Genomic DNA, 19,727 nt, shown 5'->3' with positions numbered 1-19,727 from the left:
GCGGGTCAGACCGAATAAAAAGCACCGCCGCGTCGCAAATTTGCGCGCCAGCTTCAGAGAAAAATCTGCGTTCTGTCACATTTTTTTGCAATTAAGCCAGGTAACGACATCAGAACTCCCGTAAAAAGGTCATCGATTTTTAATGACCTGAGGATATACCGTTGAAACGCCGTCTGTTTATTGCTGTTTCTTTACTCGCTTCGAGTGTCTCATCTGCTTTTGCGGCCGAACCACTGGATTTTTCGCCGCAGCCTCCGGCCATTCAGGCTGGCTCCTGGGTGCTGATGGATTACACGACTGGTCAGATTTTAACGGCGGGCAACGAACATCAACAACGTAATCCGGCGAGCCTGACCAAGCTGATGACGGGTTATGTGGTGGATCGGGCCATTGATAGCCACCGCATTACCCCGGATGACATCGTCACCGTAGGGCGCGATGCGTGGGCAAAAGGGAACCCGGTGTTTGACGGTTCGTCGCTGATGTTCCTGAAGGAGGGCGATCGCGTCACCGTGCGCGATCTGAGCCGCGGCCTGATTGTCGATTCCGGCAACGACGCCTGCGTGGCGCTGGCCTATCACGTGGCGGGCGGGCAGCCGCAGTTCGTGAAGATGATGAACGACTATGTGCAGAAGCTGAACCTGCGTGATACCCACTTCGAAACCGTCCACGGGCTGGACGCGCCGGGCCAGCATAGCTCGGCGTATGACCTGGCCGTTCTCTCCCGGGCCATTATCCACGGTGAGCCCGAGTTTTATCATATGTACAGCGAAAAGAGCCTGACCTGGAACGGGATCACCCAGCAGAACCGTAACGGCCTGCTGTGGGATAAGACCATGAACGTAGACGGGCTGAAAACGGGGCATACCTCGGGGGCCGGCTTTAACCTGATTGCGTCTGCTGTTGACGGTCAGCGTCGTTTGATTGCCGTTGTAATGGGAGCGGACAGCCCGAAAGGGCGTGAGGACCAGGCCCGAAAACTGCTGCACTGGGGGCAGCAGAATTTCGATACGGTGCAGATCCTGCATAACGGAAAAAAAGTGGGAACGGAGCGCATCTGGTACGGCGACAAGGAGCAGGTAAAACTGGGCACCGACCAGGACTTCTGGCTGGCTTTGCCGAAAGCGGAGGTGCCCAACATCAAAGCCAAATACGTGCTGGATAAAAAAGAGCTGGAAGCGCCGATTGCCGCGCATCAGCGTGTCGGGGAGATCCAGCTTTACGATCGCGACAAGGTGGTAGCCCACTGGCCTCTGGTCACGCTGGAAGCCGTTGATAAAGGCGGCCTGTTCTCTCGTCTGAGCGATTATCTGCATCACACGCTTTAACCGCCGATGAGCAGACTGGCAGGGTTGCGAGTCTGCTCACATAATAAACACTCCTCGTTTGCTGATAATGATAATCCAGTTTTATAGTGTATAAATATACAGTGATAAGCGGAGGCAGCATGGACTACAGCATTACGCAGCAACAGAAACGTAAGATTGCCGGTTTTCATTTGGTCGGTCCGTGGGAACACACGGTAAAACAGGGCTTTGAACAGCTGGTCATGTGGGTCGACGGGCGTCACATTGAGCCGCTGGAGTGGGTGGCGGTCTACTACGATAACCCGGATGAAGTCCCGGCCGAAAAACTTCGCTGCGATACGGCCGTTACCGTACCGGACGATTTTATGATCCCGGAAAACAGCGAAGGCGTCATGATGACGGAAATCGCGGGAGGGGATTATGCCGTGGCGACGGCGCGTGTGGAAAACTACGACTTTGCCACGCCGTGGTATCAGTTCTTCAATTCCCTGCTGCAGGACAATAAGTATCAAATGGCGCTCAAACCCTGCTTCGAGCGCTACCTGAATGACGGCAACGCGGACGGCTACTGGGATATTGAAATGTATATCGCGGTAGAGCACAAACCGGTTTAGGCCTGCTGAATAAAGGGTTTTTCAGCCGGGAGCGTTCCGCCCGGCTGAAAACACAGTACAATTGTGATTTGCCGTGTAGCTGGAGAGCGGGTGTGCGTCCCGACAAATCATTAACCCCTTTTGAAATTCGGTTGTATAAACACTACCGTGTGGTGCACGGGTGTCGCATCGCGCTGGCATTCGTATTGACGTTTGTACTGGTCCGCTTGCTGGAGGTTCCGGAAGGGACGTGGCCGCTGATCACGCTGGTGGTGGTGATGGGGCCCATCTCGTTTTGGGGCAACGTTGTCCCGCGCGCCTTCGAGCGTATTGGCGGGACCGTTTTAGGCTCGGCACTTGGGCTTATCGCCCTGAAGCTGGAGCTTATCTCGTTTCCGGTCATGCTGATATGGTGCGGTGCCGCCATGTTCCTGTGCGGCTGGCTGGCGTTGGGCAAGCGTCCTTATCAGGCGCTGCTGATTGGTATCACGCTCGCGGTGGTGGTCGGCGCACCCGCCGGGGATATGACCACGGCGCTGTGGCGAAGCGGGGATGTCATTCTGGGTTCACTGCTCGCCATGCTGTTTACCGGCATCTGGCCGCAGCGGGCTTTTCTGCACTGGCGTATCCAGATGGCCAACTATGTCACCGCGTTTAACCGCGTCTATCAGGCCGGTTTTTCCCCTAATCTGGTTGAACGCCCCCGGCTGGAAAAGCATCTGCAAACCATCCTCAACGACGTGGTCAAAATGCGCGGCCTGATCACGCCCGCCAGCAAAGAGACCCATATTCAGAAAGCGATTTTCGAAGCCATCCAGACGGTAAGCCGCAACCTGGTCTGCATGCTTGAACTGCAAATCAACGCGCACTGGGCCTCTCGCCCGAGCCATTTGTTGATGCTTAACGCGCAGACCCTCAAAGAGACCCAGCAGATGACGCAGCAAACGCTGTTGACCATCGCTCATGCGCTCTACGAAGGTAACCCGCAGCCGATACTGGCAAACAGCGAGCGGCTGAATGAGATCGTTGCGGAGCTGAAGCAGTTAATCAATGAGCGGCAGGGCGATAACGTGGCGGAAACGCCCATTCATGGCTATGTCTGGCTGAGTATGGAACTGGCGCGACAGCTTGAGCTGCTATCGCATCTGATTTGTCGGGCGCTGCGCAAATAAAACGCGGATGTGACGCCTGCTGCTTCGATTCAGCAGCAATTGGGGTTATGATAGGTTTAAACGATATACTCATTGTCATTCGCAGCCGCTGTCAGTAAGGTTATTGTTACAACGGTTGCTTTAACGAATCCGAATCTCACATTATCAGGGGTGTAAAAATGGAAACTACCAAGCCTTCGTTCCAGGATGTTCTGGAATTCGTCCGCCTGTTCCGCCGCAAAAACAAGCTGCAGCGTGAAATCCAGGACGTTGAGAAGAAGATCCGTGACAACCAGAAACGTGTTCTGCTGCTCGACAACCTGAGCGACTACATCAAGCCAGGCATGAGCGTTGAAGCTATTCAGGGCATCATCGCCAGCATGAAGAGCGACTATGAAGACCGCGTTGATGATTACATCATCAAAAACGCTGAACTGTCCAAAGAGCGTCGCGACATCTCTAAGAAGCTGAAAGTGATGGGCGAAATCAAAAACGGCGAAGCAAAAAGCGAGTAATCGCAGCGAATCGTGAAAAAGGCTCTCTGGTGACAGAGGGCCTTTTTTTATGACTCAGAATGTGGCTGTAGCTGATAAATCCAGGCTTGAACCTGCTTGCCTTCAGTGGTGGTCACCGTGACCTCAACCCGGTCATAGCCGTCTTCAAACTCATCCAGCATTTGCCAGTGTGCGGAAAGGTTATCAGAGATAAACAGATAGCCTTCGACGCGCGGTCCATCAGAGTGGAGGACAATCCCGGGAAAGTCTGCCGCCGCACCCCAGCCGCGTTCGTAGAATGTACCGGAGACGAAACCGGCCAGCCATTCACCGCCGATGTTTTCAAGGATATGCGCATTAGAATGGCCCGGGCGCAGCGTGCCGTAGACAAACAGAGCGTTCATTTTCCCTCATCCGCAAAGCAAAAAGCCTGCTTTCAAAGCAGGCTTTTTAAATTTGGCTCCTCTGACTGGACTCGAACCAGTGACATACGGATTAACAGTCCGCCGTTCTACCGACTGAACTACAGAGGAATCGTTGTGGAGGCTTATCTTAGCGGCGAAAAAACTTTTGTCAAACCTGATCTTAGGGAAAATCGACTGATTGCTGATTCTGTCGTCAGTTTGTTGTAATTCCACACATCTTTTTTCAGGAAAATACTTTGCAGGATTAGCATTTCTCCCCCATCATTTGAAATGGAGTTTCAACTTTTCTCGCTAAGGTCCATTTTGAACGTCACTGCCTCCTTACGCCAGGCGATCGCGCGCACGCCATGGTATGCAAAACGTAAAAGCTATCGTGTCCTGTTCTGGCGTGAAATCACCCCTCTTGCTGTGCCTATCTTCCTGGAAAATACCTGCGTTCTGCTGATGGGGGTACTGAGCACCTTCCTGGTGAGCTGGCTGGGGAAAGAGGCGATGGCGGGGGTCGGGCTGGCGGACAGCTTTAACATGGTGGTGATGTCATTTTTTGCTGCCATCGATCTCGGGACGACGGTGGTGGTGGCTTTTAGCCTCGGCAAGCTCGATCCCAAACGTGCGCGCGAGGCAGCCCGCCAGTCGCTGATGATCATGACTGTCTTTTCGATTGTTCTGGCGGCGGTGATTCACTATTTCGGTAAAGAGATTATCGATTTTGTCGCCGGGGAAGCCACGAACGAGGTTAAAGACCTGGCGCTGACCTATCTGGAGATGACCGTCATCAGCTATCCGGCGGCGGCTATCGCCCTGATTGGCAGCGGCGCGCTGCGCGGGGCAGGTAACACCAAAATTCCGCTCCTGATCAACGGCGGAATGAATATCCTGAATATCATCATCAGCAGCGTGCTGATCTACGGCGTGTTCTCGTGGGACGGGCTGGGGTTCGTCGGCGCCGGACTGGGGCTAACCATTTCACGCTATATCGGTGCAGCAGCGATTATCGGCGTGCTGATGGCGGGGATCACCCCCTCGCTGCGCCTCACGCTGAAGAGCTATTTCCGCCCCTTTAACTTCGCCATTATCTGGGAAGTGATGGGGATCGGCATTCCCGCCAGTATTGAGTCGGTGCTGTTTAACGGCGGGAAGCTGCTGACGCAGATGTTTGTCGCCGGGATGGGCACCGACGTTATCGCCGGTAACTTCATCGCCTTTTCTATCGCCTCGCTGATTAACCTGCCGGGTAACGCACTGGGTTCGGCCTCGACTATCATTACCGGGAAACGGCTCGGGAAAGGACAGATTGGCCAGGCTGAGCGGCAGCTGCGCCACGTTTTCTGGCTGTCGACCATTGGACTGACCGTGATTGCCTGGGGAACGGCGCCGTTTGCCGGGCTGATGGCCTCGTTCTATACCCACGAAGAGGACGTTAAAGAGGTCGTTAAAATCCTCATCTGGCTCAATGCGGCCTTTATGCCCATCTGGGCGGCCTCATGGGTACTGCCAGCCGGGCTGAAGGGCGCGCGTGACGCCCGCTTTGCGATGTGGGTGTCGATGCTCGGCATGTGGGGATGTCGCGTTGTGGCGGGGTATACGCTCGGGGTGATGCTCGGATGGGGCGTAGTCGGCGTCTGGCTGGGTATGTTCCTGGACTGGGCCGTAAGGGGCGCGCTGTTCTACTGGCGCATGGTCAGCGGGCGCTGGCTGTGGAAATACCCGCGGAAAAATGCCTGACAATTGCGCGAAGTGGAGAATAAATCGGCAAACGATCGGAAATATGCATTCTGCCTTTGACATCATGGGGGAGCATCGATAATATGCGCCCCGTTCACACGATTCCTCTGTAGTTCAGTCGGTAGAACGGCGGACTGTTAATCCGTATGTCACTGGTTCGAGTCCAGTCAGAGGAGCCAAATTTTAAAAGCCTGCTTTTAAAGCAGGCTTTTTGCTTTTCTGCGTCGGGTAGAATTGTCGGGTGGCGGCTTCGCCTTACCCGACCGACAAAAACCTCTAATCGTAGGCCGGGTAAGGCGAAGCCGCCACCCGGCAAAAGCCGCACTATCCGTTCACACGAACCGGTGCCGTCGCCTCTTCCAGCCACGAACGCGCATCGCTGTTCACCCGTGGTGACAGCGCCTCACGCACCTGCTGGTGATACGCATCCAGCCACGCTTTTTCCTGTTCGCTCAACAGATCCAGCTCGACCTGGCTTAAATCAATCGGGATCAGCGTCAGCGAGGCAAATTTACAGAATCCCGGACGGCTTTCCACTATCTCCACCTGGTTTTCAATGCGAATCCCGTGGCTATCGCCCAGATAGTAGCCAGGTTCAATCGTCATGATATTGCCCGCCACCAGCGGCCACGGGTTGACCTTTTTGGCGATGCGATGCGGATTCTCATGGATCAGAAGCTGATGCCCCACGCCATGCCCTGTGCCGTGATCGTAATCCAGCCCCATCTCCCACAGCGGACGACGCGCGAAGGCATCCAGCTGATGCCCCTGAGTGCCAGAGGGGAACTGCAGGGTAATCAGCGACAGAAAGCCTCTCAGCACGGCGGTGTAGTGCAGGCGCTGCTGCGGGTCGACCTTACCCCATGCCAGCGTGCGCGTGGCGTCGGTGGTGCCATTAACGTACTGACCGCCGGAATCGTTCAGGTAAAAATGATCATGGCCGATGGGCTTGTTGCTGGCCTCGCTCGAATGATAGTGGCACATCGCCGCATTGCTCGAAGAGGCGGAGATGGTCGCAAAGCTTTGCTCGATAAACCCGGGCTGCTGTTGACGGAACGCGAGCTGCTGCGCCTGCACTTCCAGCTCGGTGAGCGGATTTCCTGCCGCCTCGCGCAGCGGCACTTCGCGGCTCAGCCAGGCCAGGAAGTTGACCCAGGCGGCACCGTCCTGGTGATGGCACGCGCGATATCCAGCCAGCTCGATCGGGTTTTTGGTGGCCTTCATCAGGGTGATGGGATCGGTTCGCCAGACAATCTCTCCCCGTGGTTCAATGGCAAAGCGCAGGGCGACCGGAGCGGAATCGGCATCAACCATCACCCGTTTGCCTGCAGCAATCTGCTGACAGCGTTCGATGAAGGCGTCCTGCGGCGCAATCGTAAACGCATTGCGCACCTCTTCAGGCAGGGCGCCGAGCTTGTTGTCGTTTACAAACCACTCAACGTGGCCGTCACGACTCAGCAGGGCAAATGAGAGCGGTACCGGACTGGTTGGGATATCTGAGCCCCTTACGTTGAGCAGCCATGCAATGTTATCCGGCGGCGTAACGGCCAGATAATCAGCATTGTTCGCGGCCAGCACGGCAGCGACGCGCTGACGTTTGTCCTGGCTGCTTTCACCGCTTACTTCAACCGGCATTTCACGAATAAGCCCCGCCGGTGCGGCAGGGCGATCGGTCCATAAGGCGTCAAACGGCGAAGCCTTCAGCGGTACCAGCTTGCACGGCGTGGCGGACAGTTGCTCAAACTCCGTATTGGTCATCAGCAGTGCGTCAAAACCGATGCGCATGCCTGCCTCCACGTTTTCTGCCAGCCATTCAGCCAGCGGCTCGTTGTGCAGGTGGTGAATTTCAATCTCGTCCAGATTCACCTGAACGCGGGCCTGCACCTGATAGCGCCCGTCGACGAACAGCAGCGCTTTATCCTTCAGTACCAGCGCGACGCCGGCAGAACCGTCAAAGCCCGTCAGCCAGGCCAGCTTTTCGTCACAGGGCGCGCAGTATTCGCTCTGCCACGCATCCGCACGCGGGACGATCATCCCGTCGAGATGGCTGGCCTCAAGCCAGTGGCGCAGGGCAGAGAGCGGAGATGTGCTGGACATGGTTATTCCTTATCGTTATTAGCGGAACGGCGGCTCGTTGAAGGTGCGCAGCTTGCGGGAATGCAGTCTGTCACCTTCCGCCCGAAGCAGGTCGATGGCGCGAATGCCAATTTGCAGATGCTCTGAGATGGCCCCTTCATAGAAACGGTTGGCCTGGCCCGGTAGCTTAATTTCGCCGTGCAGCGGCTTATCTGAGACGCACAGCAGCGTGCCGTACGGGACGCGGAAGCGATAGCCCTGTGCGGCGATGGTGGCGCTCTCCATATCAATGGCCACCGCGCGGCTCAGGTTGAACCGCAGCGCGGAGGCTGAGTAACGCAGCTCCCAGTTGCGGTCATCCGTCGTGACGACCGTACCGGTGCGCAGGCGCTGCTTAACTTCTTCACCCGGCATGCCGCTGACCTCTTTGGTGGCGTCATACAGCGCGCGCTGCACTTCGGCGATGCTCGGGATTGGGATATCCGGCGGCAGCACCGCATCAAGCACATGGTCATCGCGCAGATAGGCGTGGGCGAGCACGTAGTCGCCAATCAGCTGGCTTTCACGCAGGCCGCCGCAGTGGCCAATCATCAGCCACACGTCAGGGCGCAGTACCGCCAGATGGTCGCAGATGGTTTTGGCGTTCGAGGGGCCGACGCCGATGTTGATCAGGGTGATCCCCTGACCGTCGGCGGTGATCAGGTGCCAGGCCGGCATCTGATGCTTTTTCCATGCCAGATCGGAGATGGCCTGCTCGGGGGCTTCGGTCTCTGCGGTGATCCAGATCCCGCCCGCGCAGGAGAGCGCAATATACGGGCTTTCCGGGTCGAGGATCTGGCTGCAGCCCCAGCGGACAAACTCGTCGACGTAGCGGGTGTAGTTGGTAAAGAGCACGAACGGCTGAAAATGTTCAGCGGGCGTACCGGTGTAGTGGCGCAGTCGCGCCAGGGAGAAATCGACCCGGCGGGCGTCAAAGTGCGACAGAGGAGAAAATTCTGCCGGGTGATAAATCCCGTCGGCGGTCTCATCGCCAATCTGCGACAGCTCGGTCGTCGGGAAGTGGCGGGTCAGCCCCGCGCTCATGGAGCGGTCAAGGGTTAACGCCGAACCGTCAATTACGTACGGATAGGGGATCTCATGCTGCGAGGGCTCAACGGCAATGTGCGCGCCGTAATCCTGGTACAACAGCGTAAGTTGTTCTTCAAGATACGGGCGGAACAGGGCCGGGCGGGTGACGGTGGTGCTGTAGCAGCCGGAGTGGGTAAAACGGGCGTAGGCGCGGGTTTTTGGCGTCGTGCTGGCGCTGCCGTCCCAGGTCACAGAGAGCGATGGATAAACAAAAAGGCCCTCGTTTCTGGCCTTTTGGTCGGGAAGTTTCCCTGTATCGATATATTCGCTGATGGCGCTGCGCAGCGCATTGACGGACTGTTCATACAGCGCGTCGAGTTTTTCCAGCGCCTGAGCCGGGGTCAGGCTGGAGCCCTTATTATTCATCTCTGTCTCCTTGTTCCACAGGTGTGCGACTCTACCCGATAGTATGTCACACGCCTGTGAAACAAAAGGGCGATCAGGTGTGGCGGGGCTCTTTCATCACCAGCGCCGTCGCAGCAGAGAGCAGGCAACCGGCCAGCAGATAAATCGCCACGCTGTGCCAGTTTCCGCCGGAGAAGGTCACCAGCGCGGCGGCAATAAATGGCGTAAACCCGCCGCCGACCACGCTTGCGACCTGGTAGCCCACGCCCGCGCCGCTGTAGCGGTAGCTGGCGCCGAACAGTTCGGTAAACATCGGCTGCTGGACGCAGACCACCATGTCGTGAGCGACGTTGGCGAGCATGATGGCGAAGAAGACAATCCAGAAGATCGACTGTGCCTCCAGCGCCATAAAGAATGGCCAGGCGCTGAGGGTTCCCACCAGCGCCCCGGTGATATAGACGCGACGGCGGCCAAAGCGGTCCGCCAGCCAGGCGAAGCAGGGGATGGTCAGGCAGCTGATCCCGCCAACCACCAGGCCGATATTCAGGAACAGTTCACGCGGCAGGCCGAGGTTCTGCGTCGAGTAGTTCAGGGCAAACGCGGTGACGATATACATCGTCAGCAGTTCACACAGGCGCAGGGCAATAATTTTCAGAAAAGCGCCAGGATGCCGGACGAGTGCCTCCATGACCGGCAGCCTTTTTTTGACGGCCGGTTTTTCCTGCTGTTTTTCGAACTCTGCCGACTCCTCCATGCCGTTACGGATCCACAGCGCGGCGATGACCAGCACGATGCTGAAGATGAACGGAATGCGCCAGCCCCAGCTCAGGAACTGCTCGTCGGTGGTGAGCTGGCTGATCAAGGAGACCAGCCCGGTAGAAAGGAGCAGACCCACGCCGTATCCGACCTGCACGCCGCTGCTGTAAAACGCTTTCTTATTTTTGGGCGCGCTCTCAACGGATAGCAGCGCCGCGCCGCCCCATTCACCGCCCACGGCGAAGCCCTGAATCGCCCGTAATGTCACCAGCAATACCGGTGCCCACCAGCCAATCGCGGAAAACGACGGGAGAATGCCAATCAGCGCCGTGGCGATCCCCATCATCCAGACGGTAAGCATCAGCATGCGCTTGCGGCCGAGGCGGTCGCCAAAGTGGCCGAAGATCACCCCACCCAGCGGGCGAAACAGAAAACCGACGCCGAAGGTGGCAAACGCGGCGAGGGTGCCCATCGCGGGGCTGACTTGTGGAAAAAATTCGCGGTTAAACACTAGCGCGGCGGTAATGCCGTAGAGCAGAAAATCATACCAGTCGACGACGGCACCCGCGAAGCTGCCGAGTGCGGCGCGGCGGGCACGATTGAGCGAAGGTGTCTCCTCGTTAGGATGTGTGGAGGTGAGAGTGGAGTCCATAGTTGTCCTGTCTGCACTGATTTTTAATTATTGGTATAAGAAAAGGTCACTCACATAGCGGCCGTCATATAAACGGAACCTATGAGACTACCGCGACAGGGGGCCTGTGCAAACTGATTTTATTTCCTGATGGGTAATGCAAAACGGCTACGCTATGCTTACTAAAGAGCGAAGCGACTGAGGAAGGGAATATGTGTCGTAAAAAGGCGTTGGGCTGTCTTGCTGCGTTACTCATCAGCCAGAGCGTGCAGGCGGTGAGCTATCCTTTACCGCCGACGGGCAGTCGCCTGGTGGGGAGCTCGCAGGTCATTACCGTGCCGGATCATAATACGTTACCGCTTGAGGCGTTTGCCGCGCAGTACGGGCAGGGGTTGAGCAATATGCTGGAAGCGAACCCGGGCGTGGATCCTTTTTTGCCCAAATCCGGCACCCGGCTGGTCATTCCCCAGCAGCTGATTTTGCCCGACACCGTTCGCGAGGGGATTGTCGTTAACGTGGCGGAAATGCGTCTCTACTATTACCCGCCGGGCAGCAATACCGTTGAAGTGCTGCCCATCGGCATCGGTCAGGCCGGGCGCGAAACCCCGCGTAACTGGGTAACGGCGGTTGAACGTAAGCAGGTGGGACCCACCTGGTCTCCGACGCCCAATACGCGACGTGCCTATGCGGCAGAGGGAAAAACGCTGCCTGCCTTCGTGCCCGCCGGGCCGGATAACCCGATGGGGCTGTATGCGATCTATATCGGCAGGCTGTATGCCATACACGGCACAAACTCCAATTTCGGCATCGGGCTGCGGGTGAGCCAGGGCTGTATTCGTCTGCGGAATAACGACATCAAATACCTTTTCGATAATGTTCCCGTCGGCACCCGCGTGCAGCTTATCGATCGGCCCGTTAAAGTCACCACGGAACCGGACGGCAGCCGCTGGGTGGAGGTTCACGAGCCGTTATCACGTAACCGCGCGGAATTTGAATCGACCCGGAAAGTGCCGCTGCCCATCTCCGCCGCACAGCAGACACAGTTGATAAACGAGGGGGCGGGCGCTGAGCTGGAACGGCGGTCAGGGATGCCGGTGAAGCTCGGCAATTGAGGACATTTTCGCCGCCACCCGACAATTTTACCCGACGCAGAAAAGCAAAAAGCCTGCTTCAAAAGCAGGCTTTTCAAATTTGGCTCCTCTGACTGGACTCGAACCAGTGACATACGGATTAACAGTCCGCCGTTCTACCGACTGAACTACAGAGGAATCGTGTGAACGGGGCGCATATTATCGACCTGCGTCTCCCTTGTCAAAGGGTGGATCGCCGCCTTTTGATCGTTTGCTGACAAAATCGGCAAAGTGCTGTTTTTGACAGCGGAATGCACCGCTTTGGTGCGGATATACCTCTAATGGGGCAGATCATAAACTGCTGTTTCGGTAATAAAACCCCCCTCCATGATTAGGTTTCCTTATTTTCAGGCGCTTAGCGCCCAATTCAGACCGCCTGGTAAAAGTGGCATTCATATTGCAAAACCTGTTCAACAACGACAGCCGGTTCCGGCACAGCATTTCGAACAGGGGGCAAAATGAACTTAAGACGACTGAAATACTTCGTAAAAATCGTCGATATCGGCAGCCTGACTCAAGCAGCAGAAGTGCTGCATATCGCGCAGCCTGCGCTGAGCCAGCAGGTGGCTACTCTGGAAGGCGAGATGGATCAGCAGCTGTTGATCCGTACCAAACGCGGCGTCACGCCAACGGAAGCCGGAAAAATTCTCTATACCCATGCGCGCACGATTCTGCGCCAGTGCGAGCAGGCGCAGCTGGCGGTGAATAACGTGGGCCAGACCCTGAGCGGACACGTTTCTATTGGCCTGGCGCCGGGAACGGCCGCGTCCTCTATTACCATGCCGCTGCTGCAGGCCGTTCGCGCTGAGCTGCCTGAAGTGCTGGTGTACCTGCACGAAAACAGCGGGTCCGTACTGAATGACAAACTGCTCAACGGCCAGCTGGACATGGCGGTCCTTTACGATCGCTCCCCGGTGGCCGGGATCACCAGCCAGCCGCTGCTGAAAGAAGATCTCTACCTCGTGGGCACCCGCGACTGTCCGGGCCAGAGTGTCGACCTTACCGCCGTGGCAGAGATGAACCTCTATCTTCCGCGCGACTACAGCGCCGTGCGCGTGCGCGTGGACGAAGCGTTCTCCCTGCGCCGCCTGACGGCCAAAATCATCGGCGAAATTGACTCGATCTCCACGCTGACCGCAGCCATTGCCAGCGGCATGGGCGTCACCGTGCTGCCGGAATCCGCCGCGCGTTCGCTGTGCAGCGCGGCAAACGGCTGGATGGCGCGGATCACCACGCCTTCCATGAGCCTGCCGCTGTCGCTGAACATGTCCGCACGCGGTTCGCTGTCGCCACAGGCGCAGGCGGTAAAAGAGATTCTGATGTCGCTGGTCAGCAAGCCATCGCTTGAGAACCGTGAACTCCAGCTCGTGAGCTGATATTCCATAAAAGCATAAGATGCTGGTTTTTATTATTTGTTCTGCAGCTCGGCTGACTCTAACAATAGAGCTATGTCAGATGCGCCGGAGTGAATCGTGAATTTCCAGCAACTTAAAATTATCCGTGAGGCGGCCAGGCGGGACTACAACCTGACCGAGGTCGCCAATATGCTTTATACCTCTCAGTCCGGCGTCAGCCGCCATATCCGCGAGCTGGAGGAGGAGCTGGGCATAGAGATCTTTATCCGTCGCGGCAAGCGGCTGCTCGGCATGACGGAGCCGGGTAAGGCATTGCTCACCATCGCTGAGCGGATCCTCAACGAGGCCAGCAACGTGCGTCGCCTGGCGGATCTCTTCACCAATGACGCCTCCGGCGTGCTTACCATTGCCACCACCCACACCCAGGCGCGCTACAGCCTGCCGCCGGTGATTAAGGCGTTCCGCGAACTTTTTCCGGAGGTGCGTCTGGAGCTTATCCAGGGCACGCCGCAGGAAATTGAAGTGCTGCTGCAAAACGGTGGGGCGGATATCGGTATCGCCAGCGAACGCCTGAGCAACGACCCGCTGCTGGTGGCGTTCCCGTGGTTCCGCTGGTATCACAGCTTACTGCTCCCGGTCGATCATCCGCTGAATCAGGTCTCTCCCCTGACGCTGGAAGACGTTGCGAAATGGCCGCTCATTACTTATCGCCAGGGGATCACGGGACGCTCGCGCATAGATGAAGCCTTCAATCGTAAAGGGTTAACGCCCGACATCGTGCTGAGCGCGCAGGATTCAGACGTGATCAAAACCTACGTCGAACTGGGTCTGGGCATTGGGCTGGTGGCGGAACAGTCCAGCGGAGAACGCGAGGACGGGAACCTGGTGCGTCTTGACACGCGTCATCTGTTTGACTCCAACACCGTATGGCTTGGCCTGAAGCGCGGACAGCTGCAGCGTAACTATGTGTGGCGCTTTATCGAGCTCTGCAACGCCGGGCTGTCCGTCGATGAGATTAAACGCCAGGTGATGGAGCCGGAAGAAGTGGCGATTGATTATCAGATTTAGGTGCGGGTTTGCCCGGTGGCGCTGCGCTTACCGGGCTCTGCATTTAATTGAACGGATATTTTTTGAAGGCCGACTGCGATTCGAATGATTCGGCAAACGCCTGGATCGTTCTAAAATCCGCTGCGTTAACGACCTGCGGGATCATCGACTGAATAAAAGTCCAGACAACCGTGCTCGTGACGGCAACCTGATCGGGAACGGCGGTGGCGGGACGCCCCTCCAGTAAGGTACTCCATTCCCTGCAGGCCGCCAGCAGCTGGATTGTAATGCGTTCGACCCATGAAATGTGCTGCTTTTCTACCGGGCGCAGGTTGTGTTCATACACATTTTGCACCGCTTTTTCAGCGGCGGCGAGAATAAAGCCCAGCGTCTGAAGATCGTTTGCCTGCGCATCCGGCGCGACGGGCAGGAGTCTCCGCTCGGGGTCGGCCTGAGCCTCAAAATAATTCAGAATCAGCGAGGAATCCATCAGACGTATTCCGTTATCCAGAACCAGCGTCGGGGCTTTTACCGCGGGGTTGATCCGGGAGAATGCGTCGAAGGTGCTAAAGACTGACAGCGGCTGGCTTTCAAACTCAACCCCATAAAGCTCAAGGGAGATCGCCACGCGCCGTACATAAGGTGAATCCATCATGCCAACAAGCTTAATCATCTTTCCCGTTTTCCTGTCTCTGTGAAAGAACGCGTCATTGAAAAGGATGACCCGACATTACAATACAATTTGCATGGCGAATATCTTCAGTATCTTACCGTAAGGGTTAGTATTACTGACATATGGTCAGGTTGCCGCTGTATATCCAGCGCAGATAAGGAAGTACTTTCATGTCGGATTTTCCACCCATTGCCAGTTTGCGAAGCTTTGAAGCCGTCGCCCGTCTTGGCAGCGTGACGCTGGCGGCGAAAGAACTCCACGTTACCCATTCCGCTATCAGCCAGCAGATCAAAACGCTGGAGGAGATGGTGGGCGTAAAGCTGTTTATCCGTCAGGGGCGAGGAGTGCAGATCAACGAAGAAGGGCGGCTCTATGCCTTACAGGTACGCGAAGCGTTGAACCACATCGCGGATGCCACCCGGCTCGTGCAGGTGAAGCCGAGAAAGCAGGAGCTGACGCTGGCGATGGTGCCGTCATTTGGATGCCACTGGCTTTTGCCGCGCCTGGAACGCTTTCGGACGAAGTATCCGCTTATCACCCTGCGGATCCAGGCCAGTCTGACGGTCACCAGCCTGCAGCAGGAAGGGATAGATATCGCGATACGGATGGGGCAGGGAAACTGGGAAGGGAGCGAAAGTCATTATCTTTTTTCCGATGAGCTCATTGTGGTGGCCGCACCGGGCTATAACGACGGCGTGCTGCCCGCTACGCCGTCTGACATTGCAAAAAGTCATCTTTTTTTTCCATGGGGTCGTGGAAAACGTGGTGCATGAATGCGGGTCTTGAGAAAGAGATCGTGCCTGGCGGCGAGCGGTGAGTGCTGTGGAAAGTAACCAACCCTAATGAGCGAATCAGGGGCTGGGAGGGAGTGACTTATTATTGGAATTAGGGATATGCTGCTGCATCAATTCAACGATCCAATCAATAAAAACGCGCAGTCTGGCGTTGACGTGGCGGTTAGGCGGAAATGCCAGGTACAGGGGCATTGGCTTAATACGCCAATGTTCGAATAGCCGAATCAAGGAACCACAAGCCTGATGCGCTTCTGCCATATAGACCGGCAGCGCAATCACGCCTAACCCGGCTAACCCAGCTTCGAGGTAAGCATTGCCATCATCCACGGCAAGGACATAGCTGCCCGTGATGTCAATATGTTCACTCTCACTGCGCAGTACCAGCGGATCAATCTTACCGGTGCGCGAGGACAAGAACCCTACAATGCGATGGTCGGTGTTTTCCAGCTCTCGCGGGTGCGCAGGGGCGCCGAGGCGTTCCACATAGCTCGGTGCGACGTAAACGCCGATGTGCAAATCGCCGACGTGGCGTGCGATCAGGGACTGGTCGTTGATTTCGCCACCGCGCAGGACGCAATCCACGTTGTCGCCGATCAGATCCACCACCCGGTCGCTCACGCCCATATCGAACTGGATATCCGGGTAGCGTGCATGGAAAGCCGGTAGCGCCGGCACCAGGATGAGGCGGGCCAGCGGACTGGGCACGTCTACCCGTAGCCGTCCCCTGGGCGTCATCGTCGCGCTGGACAGGCTGTTTTCAGCATCTTCCATGTCTGCCAGCAGGCGGATGACGCGTTCGTAGTAGACCGCGCCATCGGGGGTCACACCGAGCCTTCGGGTGGTGCGATGGAGCAATTTGACGCGCAGGCGCGCTTCCAACTGCTGAATGAGCTGCGTCACCGTGGTTTTGCTCATATGAAGCGTTTGGGCAGCCTTTGTGAAGCTACCTGCCTCCACCACGCGAGCAAAGGCGCGCATCGCGTCGAAACGATCCATCACTTGTCCTCTCTTTTCACCGATTGTTTGGATATTACAAACAATGATGGACAAAGTCGCTTGTTTATCCGCCCGAACCTGCACCTGTAAAGTGTCTTTATGTTCAACGGGCTGATTTTGCCCTATTGCAAAGGTACAAACATGACAGCACGCGAAGCAGTTTTCCCCTCCGGTCGGCAGGCGCTCTATGAGCGTAATCGCTATTCACCGGCCATCAAATCCAACGGTTTCTTGTTCGTTTCGGGGCAGGTGGGTAGTCGCGAGGATGGTTCGCCTGAACCCGATCTGAGAGCGCAGGTCAGGCTGGCCTTCGATAATCTTAATGCTGTCCTCGCGGCTGCGGGCTGCACGTTCGCTGACGTGGTTGACGTGACCCTCTTTGTCGTCGATCCCGAGTCAAACCTCGACGCTATCTGGAGTATCCTGCCAGAATATTGGGGGGACGCGCCTTATCCTACCTTGACCGGGATCGGCGTGACGTGGCTGTACGGATTTAAGTTTGAGATTAAGGTGATTGCCAGGCTGGATGCGATTCAGAGTTAACTTCAGAGATGCAGTCCCGTAGGTCGGGTAAGGCGAAGCCGCCACCCGACAATTTTACCCGACGCAGAAAAGCAAAAAGCCTGCTTCAAAAGCAGGCTTTTCAAATTTGGCTCCTCTGACTGGACTCGAACCAGTGACATACGGATTAACAGTCCGCCGTTCTACCGACTGAACTACAGAGGAATCGTGTGAACGAGGCGCATAGTAGCGACCTCAGTTCGCCTTGTCAAAGGGTGAAATCGCGCTTTTTGTTCGTTTGCCGACAATTTCAGCAAATCGCTGATTTTATAGTAAATTTGCTTCGAAATTACACAGCAAAATGCGCCGCCCGCAGGCGGCGCTCAGGATTAGAACAGAACGGAGTAGTTCAGACCAAACGTCCGCCCACGGCCTTTATAGGTATACAGACCCGGTGCACCGTAGGTTGGGCTATACAGCCCCGGCGCGCGCTGGCCCCAGGCGGTGGTGTAGTCTTTGTCCAGCAGGTTCTCCACGCTGAAGCTGACTTTACCCACCGGCAGGGCGTAGCTGCCCAGGAAGTCGACCGTGTTGTAGCCATCGATCTTCTTGCCGTCGGCGTCAGAGACGTCAAAGGTCTGCGTGCTCTGCATGCGCAGGGTCCAGTCGCCCGGCGCCCAGTTGACCCACGCGCTGGCTTTCGACGGGCTGGCGCTGTCTACCGTCAGCTTCTCCCATTTCCCGTTTTCGCGAGTTTCCGACTTAATGGCGTTAAAGTTCGCGCCCGTGCTCCAGTCGCTGTCGGTGAAGAAATAGTCCACCTGACCTTCTACCCCGTAGATACGACGCTTGTCGTCTTCCAGGTTGATGGTCATGTCCGTCTTGTTGATGGTGATGGTTTTATCCGAGAGCGAGTAATATGCCGCAACCTGGGTGCGCAGGTTATCCCCGGTGTAGCGCCAGCCCAGCTCATAAGCGTTGACCTTGATACCGTCCAGCTTCGAGTCGTTGACGTTGACGCTGTTCAGCAGGCGATAGTGACCGTTGCTGAGCTGATAGGTCCCGGAGCCGTAGTACTTCGCCAGGTCCGGGATTTCGAAGCCCTGGGAGAAGTTAAACCACACCTGCTGCTGTTCGGTCAGGCGACCGAGGATCCCGGCGTTAAACAGGAAGTTGTTGTAATCGGTTTTCCCACCCGGCACCGCGTCGGCGGAGGTGGCTTTCCCGGTAGCGATGGCCTGCTGCTGGGTGTAACCGACAAAATCGTCCACCTTGTTCTCGGTATACTGGTAGCGCACGCCGCCGCTCAGGGTGATGGCGTCAATATCATAGCTGGCCTGCAGGAACGGGGCGAGGTTGGTGATGCTGTAACCCGGGTAGCGGCCCACGTTGTAGGCGTTATCCAGCTCCATGCCGCCGCTCGCCGCAGCTTTTTTCAGGTTGAAGAACTGCTGGTTGGCGTCGAAGGTTTCGTGGTCGGCATCCATACCCCAGGTCAGCGTCAAATCGTCCACCGGCTTGCTGTTCAGCGTCAGCTTGCCGCCGTAGAAATCGGTTTTCTGCTGCGACGCGCCGATGCTGGTGACCACGCCTTTGGTCAGGGTCGGGAACGGATAGTAGGTCAGGCTCTCGTCGCGATAGTAAATCTGCGCGACCAGATCCTGGCCCCAGAAGTCGGTATTGGAGTACTGCAGGTTGATCAGATGGCGCTCGGTACCCGGCACGCGGTCAGAATCGAGGTTACCTTTGTTGTACGCGGTCGCATCCCCCGTGACCGCCGAGAAGTTCTTCCCGAGATAGAGACCATGCTTGCCGTCGGACTCGCTCTTGTAGTACTGAGTGGTCAGCTGCAGCTGCTGATGATCGTCAATATTGAGGGTGCCTGTGCCCATCACGTCGATACGGTCGGAATACTGTAAGCCGGTCTGGGTGTTATCAATGATCACCTCGTCGCCGTTGCCGTCATACCAGCCGCCGTAGCGCTGATACGACACCGACAGACGACCGGACGCGTTATCGTTGCCGCCGCTGACCGCTGCCGACACGTTCTCATCGTGGTCGTTGTGGCTGTTAAACCCGCTTTTAGCCCCGGTCTGGAATTCGACTTCGGTCTCAGGCTGGCCTTTTTTGGTGACGATGTTCACCAGACCGCCGGTGCTGCCGCCGCCGTAGAGTGACGTGGCGCCGGAGATGACTTCGATACGGTCAATGTTGAACGGATCGATAGAGTCGAGCTGGCGGCTGTCGCTGCGGGACGAGTTCAGGCGCACGCCGTCCACCATCACCATCATGGAGCGGCCGCGCAGGTTCATGCCGTAGTTGGTACGTCCCTGGCTGCTGACGTCCATGCCCGGAATCAGCTGCGCCAGCACTTCTTTAATCTCTTTCCCGCCCTGAACCTGCTGCTCAATTTCAGCCCGCTCAATGACCCAGGTGGTCTGCGCCATCTCCGCCACGCTGCGGTGCGCGCGGCTGGCGGAGACCACGATATTTTCTTCCTTTTGTTCTTCCGCCCACGCAGAGGTAGAAAGCATTGCAAGCAGGCAAGGATTTAAAACCCAAAGATGAGAACGTTTCATTGTTATGTTGACCCTGATTGT

Annotated in this window: 16 protein-coding genes, 4 tRNA genes and 1 pseudogene; 11 read left to right on the top strand and 10 right to left on the bottom strand. The window is 56.8% G+C overall.

The features are described 5' to 3' along the window. Nucleotides 1-161 precede the first annotated feature (161 nt). The 4 genes from dacD (at nucleotide 162) to L362_RS12400 (ending at nucleotide 3,566) form a co-directional block, all read left to right on the top strand. Entirely contained in the window at nucleotides 162-1,328 is a 1,167-nt protein-coding gene (dacD, locus tag L362_RS12385) for a serine-type D-Ala-D-Ala carboxypeptidase DacD (protein WP_023344480.1), read from the top strand. Between the two features lie 119 nt (nucleotides 1,329-1,447). Next, nucleotides 1,448-1,921, top strand: coding sequence for a DNA gyrase inhibitor SbmC (sbmC, locus tag L362_RS12390; protein ID WP_023344479.1), 474 nt, complete (start codon nucleotides 1,448-1,450; stop codon nucleotides 1,919-1,921). Nucleotides 1,922-2,013: 92 nt separating this feature from the next. Next, the gene (locus tag L362_RS12395; RefSeq protein ID WP_008499466.1) at nucleotides 2,014-3,072 is read left to right on the top strand and encodes an FUSC family protein; all 1,059 of its coding nucleotides are present in this window, start codon (nucleotides 2,014-2,016) and stop codon (nucleotides 3,070-3,072) included. Between the two features lie 158 nt (nucleotides 3,073-3,230). Beyond that, nucleotides 3,231-3,566, top strand: coding sequence for a DUF496 family protein (locus L362_RS12400; RefSeq protein ID WP_008499467.1), 336 nt, complete (start codon nucleotides 3,231-3,233; stop codon nucleotides 3,564-3,566). A gap of 47 nt (nucleotides 3,567-3,613) precedes the next feature. On the opposite strand, the gene L362_RS12405 is transcribed toward L362_RS12400, so the two are convergent. Together L362_RS12405 and L362_RS12410 are read right to left on the bottom strand one after the other, a co-directional pair. Further along, entirely contained in the window at nucleotides 3,614-3,949 is a 336-nt protein-coding gene (locus L362_RS12405) for a gamma-glutamylcyclotransferase family protein (RefSeq protein ID WP_008499468.1), read from the bottom strand. Nucleotides 3,950-4,002: 53 nt separating this feature from the next. Next, nucleotides 4,003-4,078, bottom strand: a tRNA-Asn gene (locus tag L362_RS12410). A 162-nt stretch (nucleotides 4,079-4,240) separates the two neighbouring features. On the opposite strand from L362_RS12410, the gene emmdR reads away from it, so the two are divergent. Both emmdR and L362_RS12420 read left to right on the top strand, forming a co-directional pair. Continuing rightward, nucleotides 4,241-5,695 (top strand): multidrug efflux MATE transporter EmmdR, encoded by a 1,455-nt coding sequence (gene emmdR, locus L362_RS12415; RefSeq protein ID WP_021241423.1) that lies wholly within the window; start codon nucleotides 4,241-4,243, stop codon nucleotides 5,693-5,695. Nucleotides 5,696-5,798: 103 nt separating this feature from the next. Then, nucleotides 5,799-5,874: transfer RNA gene (locus L362_RS12420), tRNA-Asn, on the top strand. A 145-nt stretch (nucleotides 5,875-6,019) separates the two neighbouring features. Here the strand turns inward: L362_RS12420 and L362_RS12425 are convergent. From L362_RS12425 to shiA, 3 genes are all read right to left on the bottom strand, one after another. Beyond that, nucleotides 6,020-7,792, bottom strand: a complete 1,773-nt coding sequence (locus L362_RS12425; RefSeq protein ID WP_023344478.1) for an aminopeptidase P family protein — start codon at nucleotides 7,790-7,792, stop codon at nucleotides 6,020-6,022. A gap of 18 nt (nucleotides 7,793-7,810) precedes the next feature. Further along, nucleotides 7,811-9,265 carry an AMP nucleosidase gene (locus L362_RS12430; RefSeq protein ID WP_023344477.1) on the bottom strand — a complete coding sequence of 485 codons (1,455 nt, stop codon included), beginning with the start codon at nucleotides 9,263-9,265 and terminating at the stop codon, nucleotides 7,811-7,813. A gap of 73 nt (nucleotides 9,266-9,338) precedes the next feature. Continuing rightward, nucleotides 9,339-10,652, bottom strand: a complete 1,314-nt coding sequence (gene shiA / locus L362_RS12435; protein ID WP_008499472.1) for a shikimate transporter — start codon at nucleotides 10,650-10,652, stop codon at nucleotides 9,339-9,341. A 191-nt stretch (nucleotides 10,653-10,843) separates the two neighbouring features. Here shiA and ldtA point away from each other — a divergent pair, with 191 nt between their 5' ends. Continuing rightward, entirely contained in the window at nucleotides 10,844-11,743 is a 900-nt protein-coding gene (ldtA, locus tag L362_RS12440; protein WP_023344476.1) for a L,D-transpeptidase, read from the top strand. An 80-nt stretch (nucleotides 11,744-11,823) separates the two neighbouring features. Here ldtA and L362_RS12445 read toward each other — a convergent pair. Then, nucleotides 11,824-11,899: transfer RNA gene (locus L362_RS12445), tRNA-Asn, on the bottom strand. A 320-nt stretch (nucleotides 11,900-12,219) separates the two neighbouring features. Here L362_RS12445 and nac point away from each other — a divergent pair. Both nac and cbl read left to right on the top strand, forming a co-directional pair. After that, nucleotides 12,220-13,137: a nitrogen assimilation transcriptional regulator NAC gene (gene nac, locus L362_RS12450; protein ID WP_008499475.1), complete on the top strand. Its 918-nt coding sequence runs from the start codon at nucleotides 12,220-12,222 to the stop codon at nucleotides 13,135-13,137. A 96-nt stretch (nucleotides 13,138-13,233) separates the two neighbouring features. Then, nucleotides 13,234-14,184 (top strand): HTH-type transcriptional regulator Cbl, encoded by a 951-nt coding sequence (gene cbl / locus L362_RS12455; protein ID WP_023344475.1) that lies wholly within the window; start codon nucleotides 13,234-13,236, stop codon nucleotides 14,182-14,184. A 43-nt stretch (nucleotides 14,185-14,227) separates the two neighbouring features. Here the strand turns inward: cbl and L362_RS12460 are convergent, their stop codons facing one another. After that, a complete protein-coding gene (locus L362_RS12460) occupies nucleotides 14,228-14,836 on the bottom strand; it encodes a glutathione S-transferase family protein (protein WP_023344474.1) in 609 nt (202 codons plus the stop codon). Between the two features lie 170 nt (nucleotides 14,837-15,006). Between L362_RS12460 and L362_RS12465 the strand changes: the two are divergent. Next, a pseudogene (locus L362_RS12465) lies at nucleotides 15,007-15,644 on the top strand (LysR family transcriptional regulator); the annotation flags it as partial. Nucleotides 15,645-15,687: 43 nt separating this feature from the next. Here the strand turns inward: L362_RS12465 and L362_RS12470 are convergent. Then, entirely contained in the window at nucleotides 15,688-16,626 is a 939-nt protein-coding gene (locus L362_RS12470; RefSeq protein ID WP_023344472.1) for a LysR family transcriptional regulator, read from the bottom strand. Between the two features lie 141 nt (nucleotides 16,627-16,767). On the opposite strand from L362_RS12470, the gene L362_RS12475 reads away from it, so the two are divergent. After that, entirely contained in the window at nucleotides 16,768-17,169 is a 402-nt protein-coding gene (locus L362_RS12475; RefSeq protein WP_023344471.1) for a RidA family protein, read from the top strand. Nucleotides 17,170-17,276: 107 nt separating this feature from the next. Here the strand turns inward: L362_RS12475 and L362_RS12480 are convergent. Together L362_RS12480 and L362_RS12485 are read right to left on the bottom strand one after the other, a co-directional pair. Beyond that, nucleotides 17,277-17,352, bottom strand: a tRNA-Asn gene (locus L362_RS12480). 164 nt (nucleotides 17,353-17,516) lie between these two features. Continuing rightward, on the bottom strand, nucleotides 17,517-19,706 hold the full coding sequence (locus tag L362_RS12485; RefSeq protein ID WP_023344470.1) for a TonB-dependent siderophore receptor: 2,190 nt from the start codon (nucleotides 19,704-19,706) through the stop codon (nucleotides 17,517-17,519). Between the last annotated feature and the right edge of the window lie 21 nt (nucleotides 19,707-19,727).

This window comes from Enterobacter sp. MGH 16 (genome assembly GCF_000493175.1).
GTDB lineage: Bacteria > Pseudomonadota > Gammaproteobacteria > Enterobacterales > Enterobacteriaceae > Enterobacter > Enterobacter roggenkampii.
This window is presented reverse-complemented; position numbering and strand designations above follow the sequence as displayed.

Bases quoted from the DNA above. Each gene is read 5' to 3' on its own strand.
- sbmC (WP_023344479.1), top strand. From the start codon at position 1,448: ATGGACTACAGCATTACGCAGCAACAGAAACGTAAGATTGCCGGTTTT.
- L362_RS12400 (WP_008499467.1), top strand. From the start codon at position 3,231: ATGGAAACTACCAAGCCTTCGTTCCAGGATGTTCTGGAATTCGTCCGC.
- L362_RS12405 (WP_008499468.1), bottom strand. From the start codon at position 3,949: ATGAACGCTCTGTTTGTCTACGGCACGCTGCGCCCGGGCCATTCTAAT.
- emmdR (WP_021241423.1), top strand. From the start codon at position 4,241: ATGGAGTTTCAACTTTTCTCGCTAAGGTCCATTTTGAACGTCACTGCC.
- L362_RS12425 (WP_023344478.1), bottom strand. From the start codon at position 7,792: ATGTCCAGCACATCTCCGCTCTCTGCCCTGCGCCACTGGCTTGAGGCC.
- L362_RS12430 (WP_023344477.1), bottom strand. From the start codon at position 9,265: ATGAATAATAAGGGCTCCAGCCTGACCCCGGCTCAGGCGCTGGAAAAA.
- shiA (WP_008499472.1), bottom strand. From the start codon at position 10,652: ATGGACTCCACTCTCACCTCCACACATCCTAACGAGGAGACACCTTCG.
- ldtA (WP_023344476.1), top strand. From the start codon at position 10,844: ATGTGTCGTAAAAAGGCGTTGGGCTGTCTTGCTGCGTTACTCATCAGC.
- nac (WP_008499475.1), top strand. From the start codon at position 12,220: ATGAACTTAAGACGACTGAAATACTTCGTAAAAATCGTCGATATCGGC.
- L362_RS12460 (WP_023344474.1), bottom strand. From the start codon at position 14,836: ATGATTAAGCTTGTTGGCATGATGGATTCACCTTATGTACGGCGCGTG.
- L362_RS12470 (WP_023344472.1), bottom strand. From the start codon at position 16,626: ATGGATCGTTTCGACGCGATGCGCGCCTTTGCTCGCGTGGTGGAGGCA.
- L362_RS12475 (WP_023344471.1), top strand. From the start codon at position 16,768: ATGACAGCACGCGAAGCAGTTTTCCCCTCCGGTCGGCAGGCGCTCTAT.
- L362_RS12485 (WP_023344470.1), bottom strand. From the start codon at position 19,706: ATGAAACGTTCTCATCTTTGGGTTTTAAATCCTTGCCTGCTTGCAATG.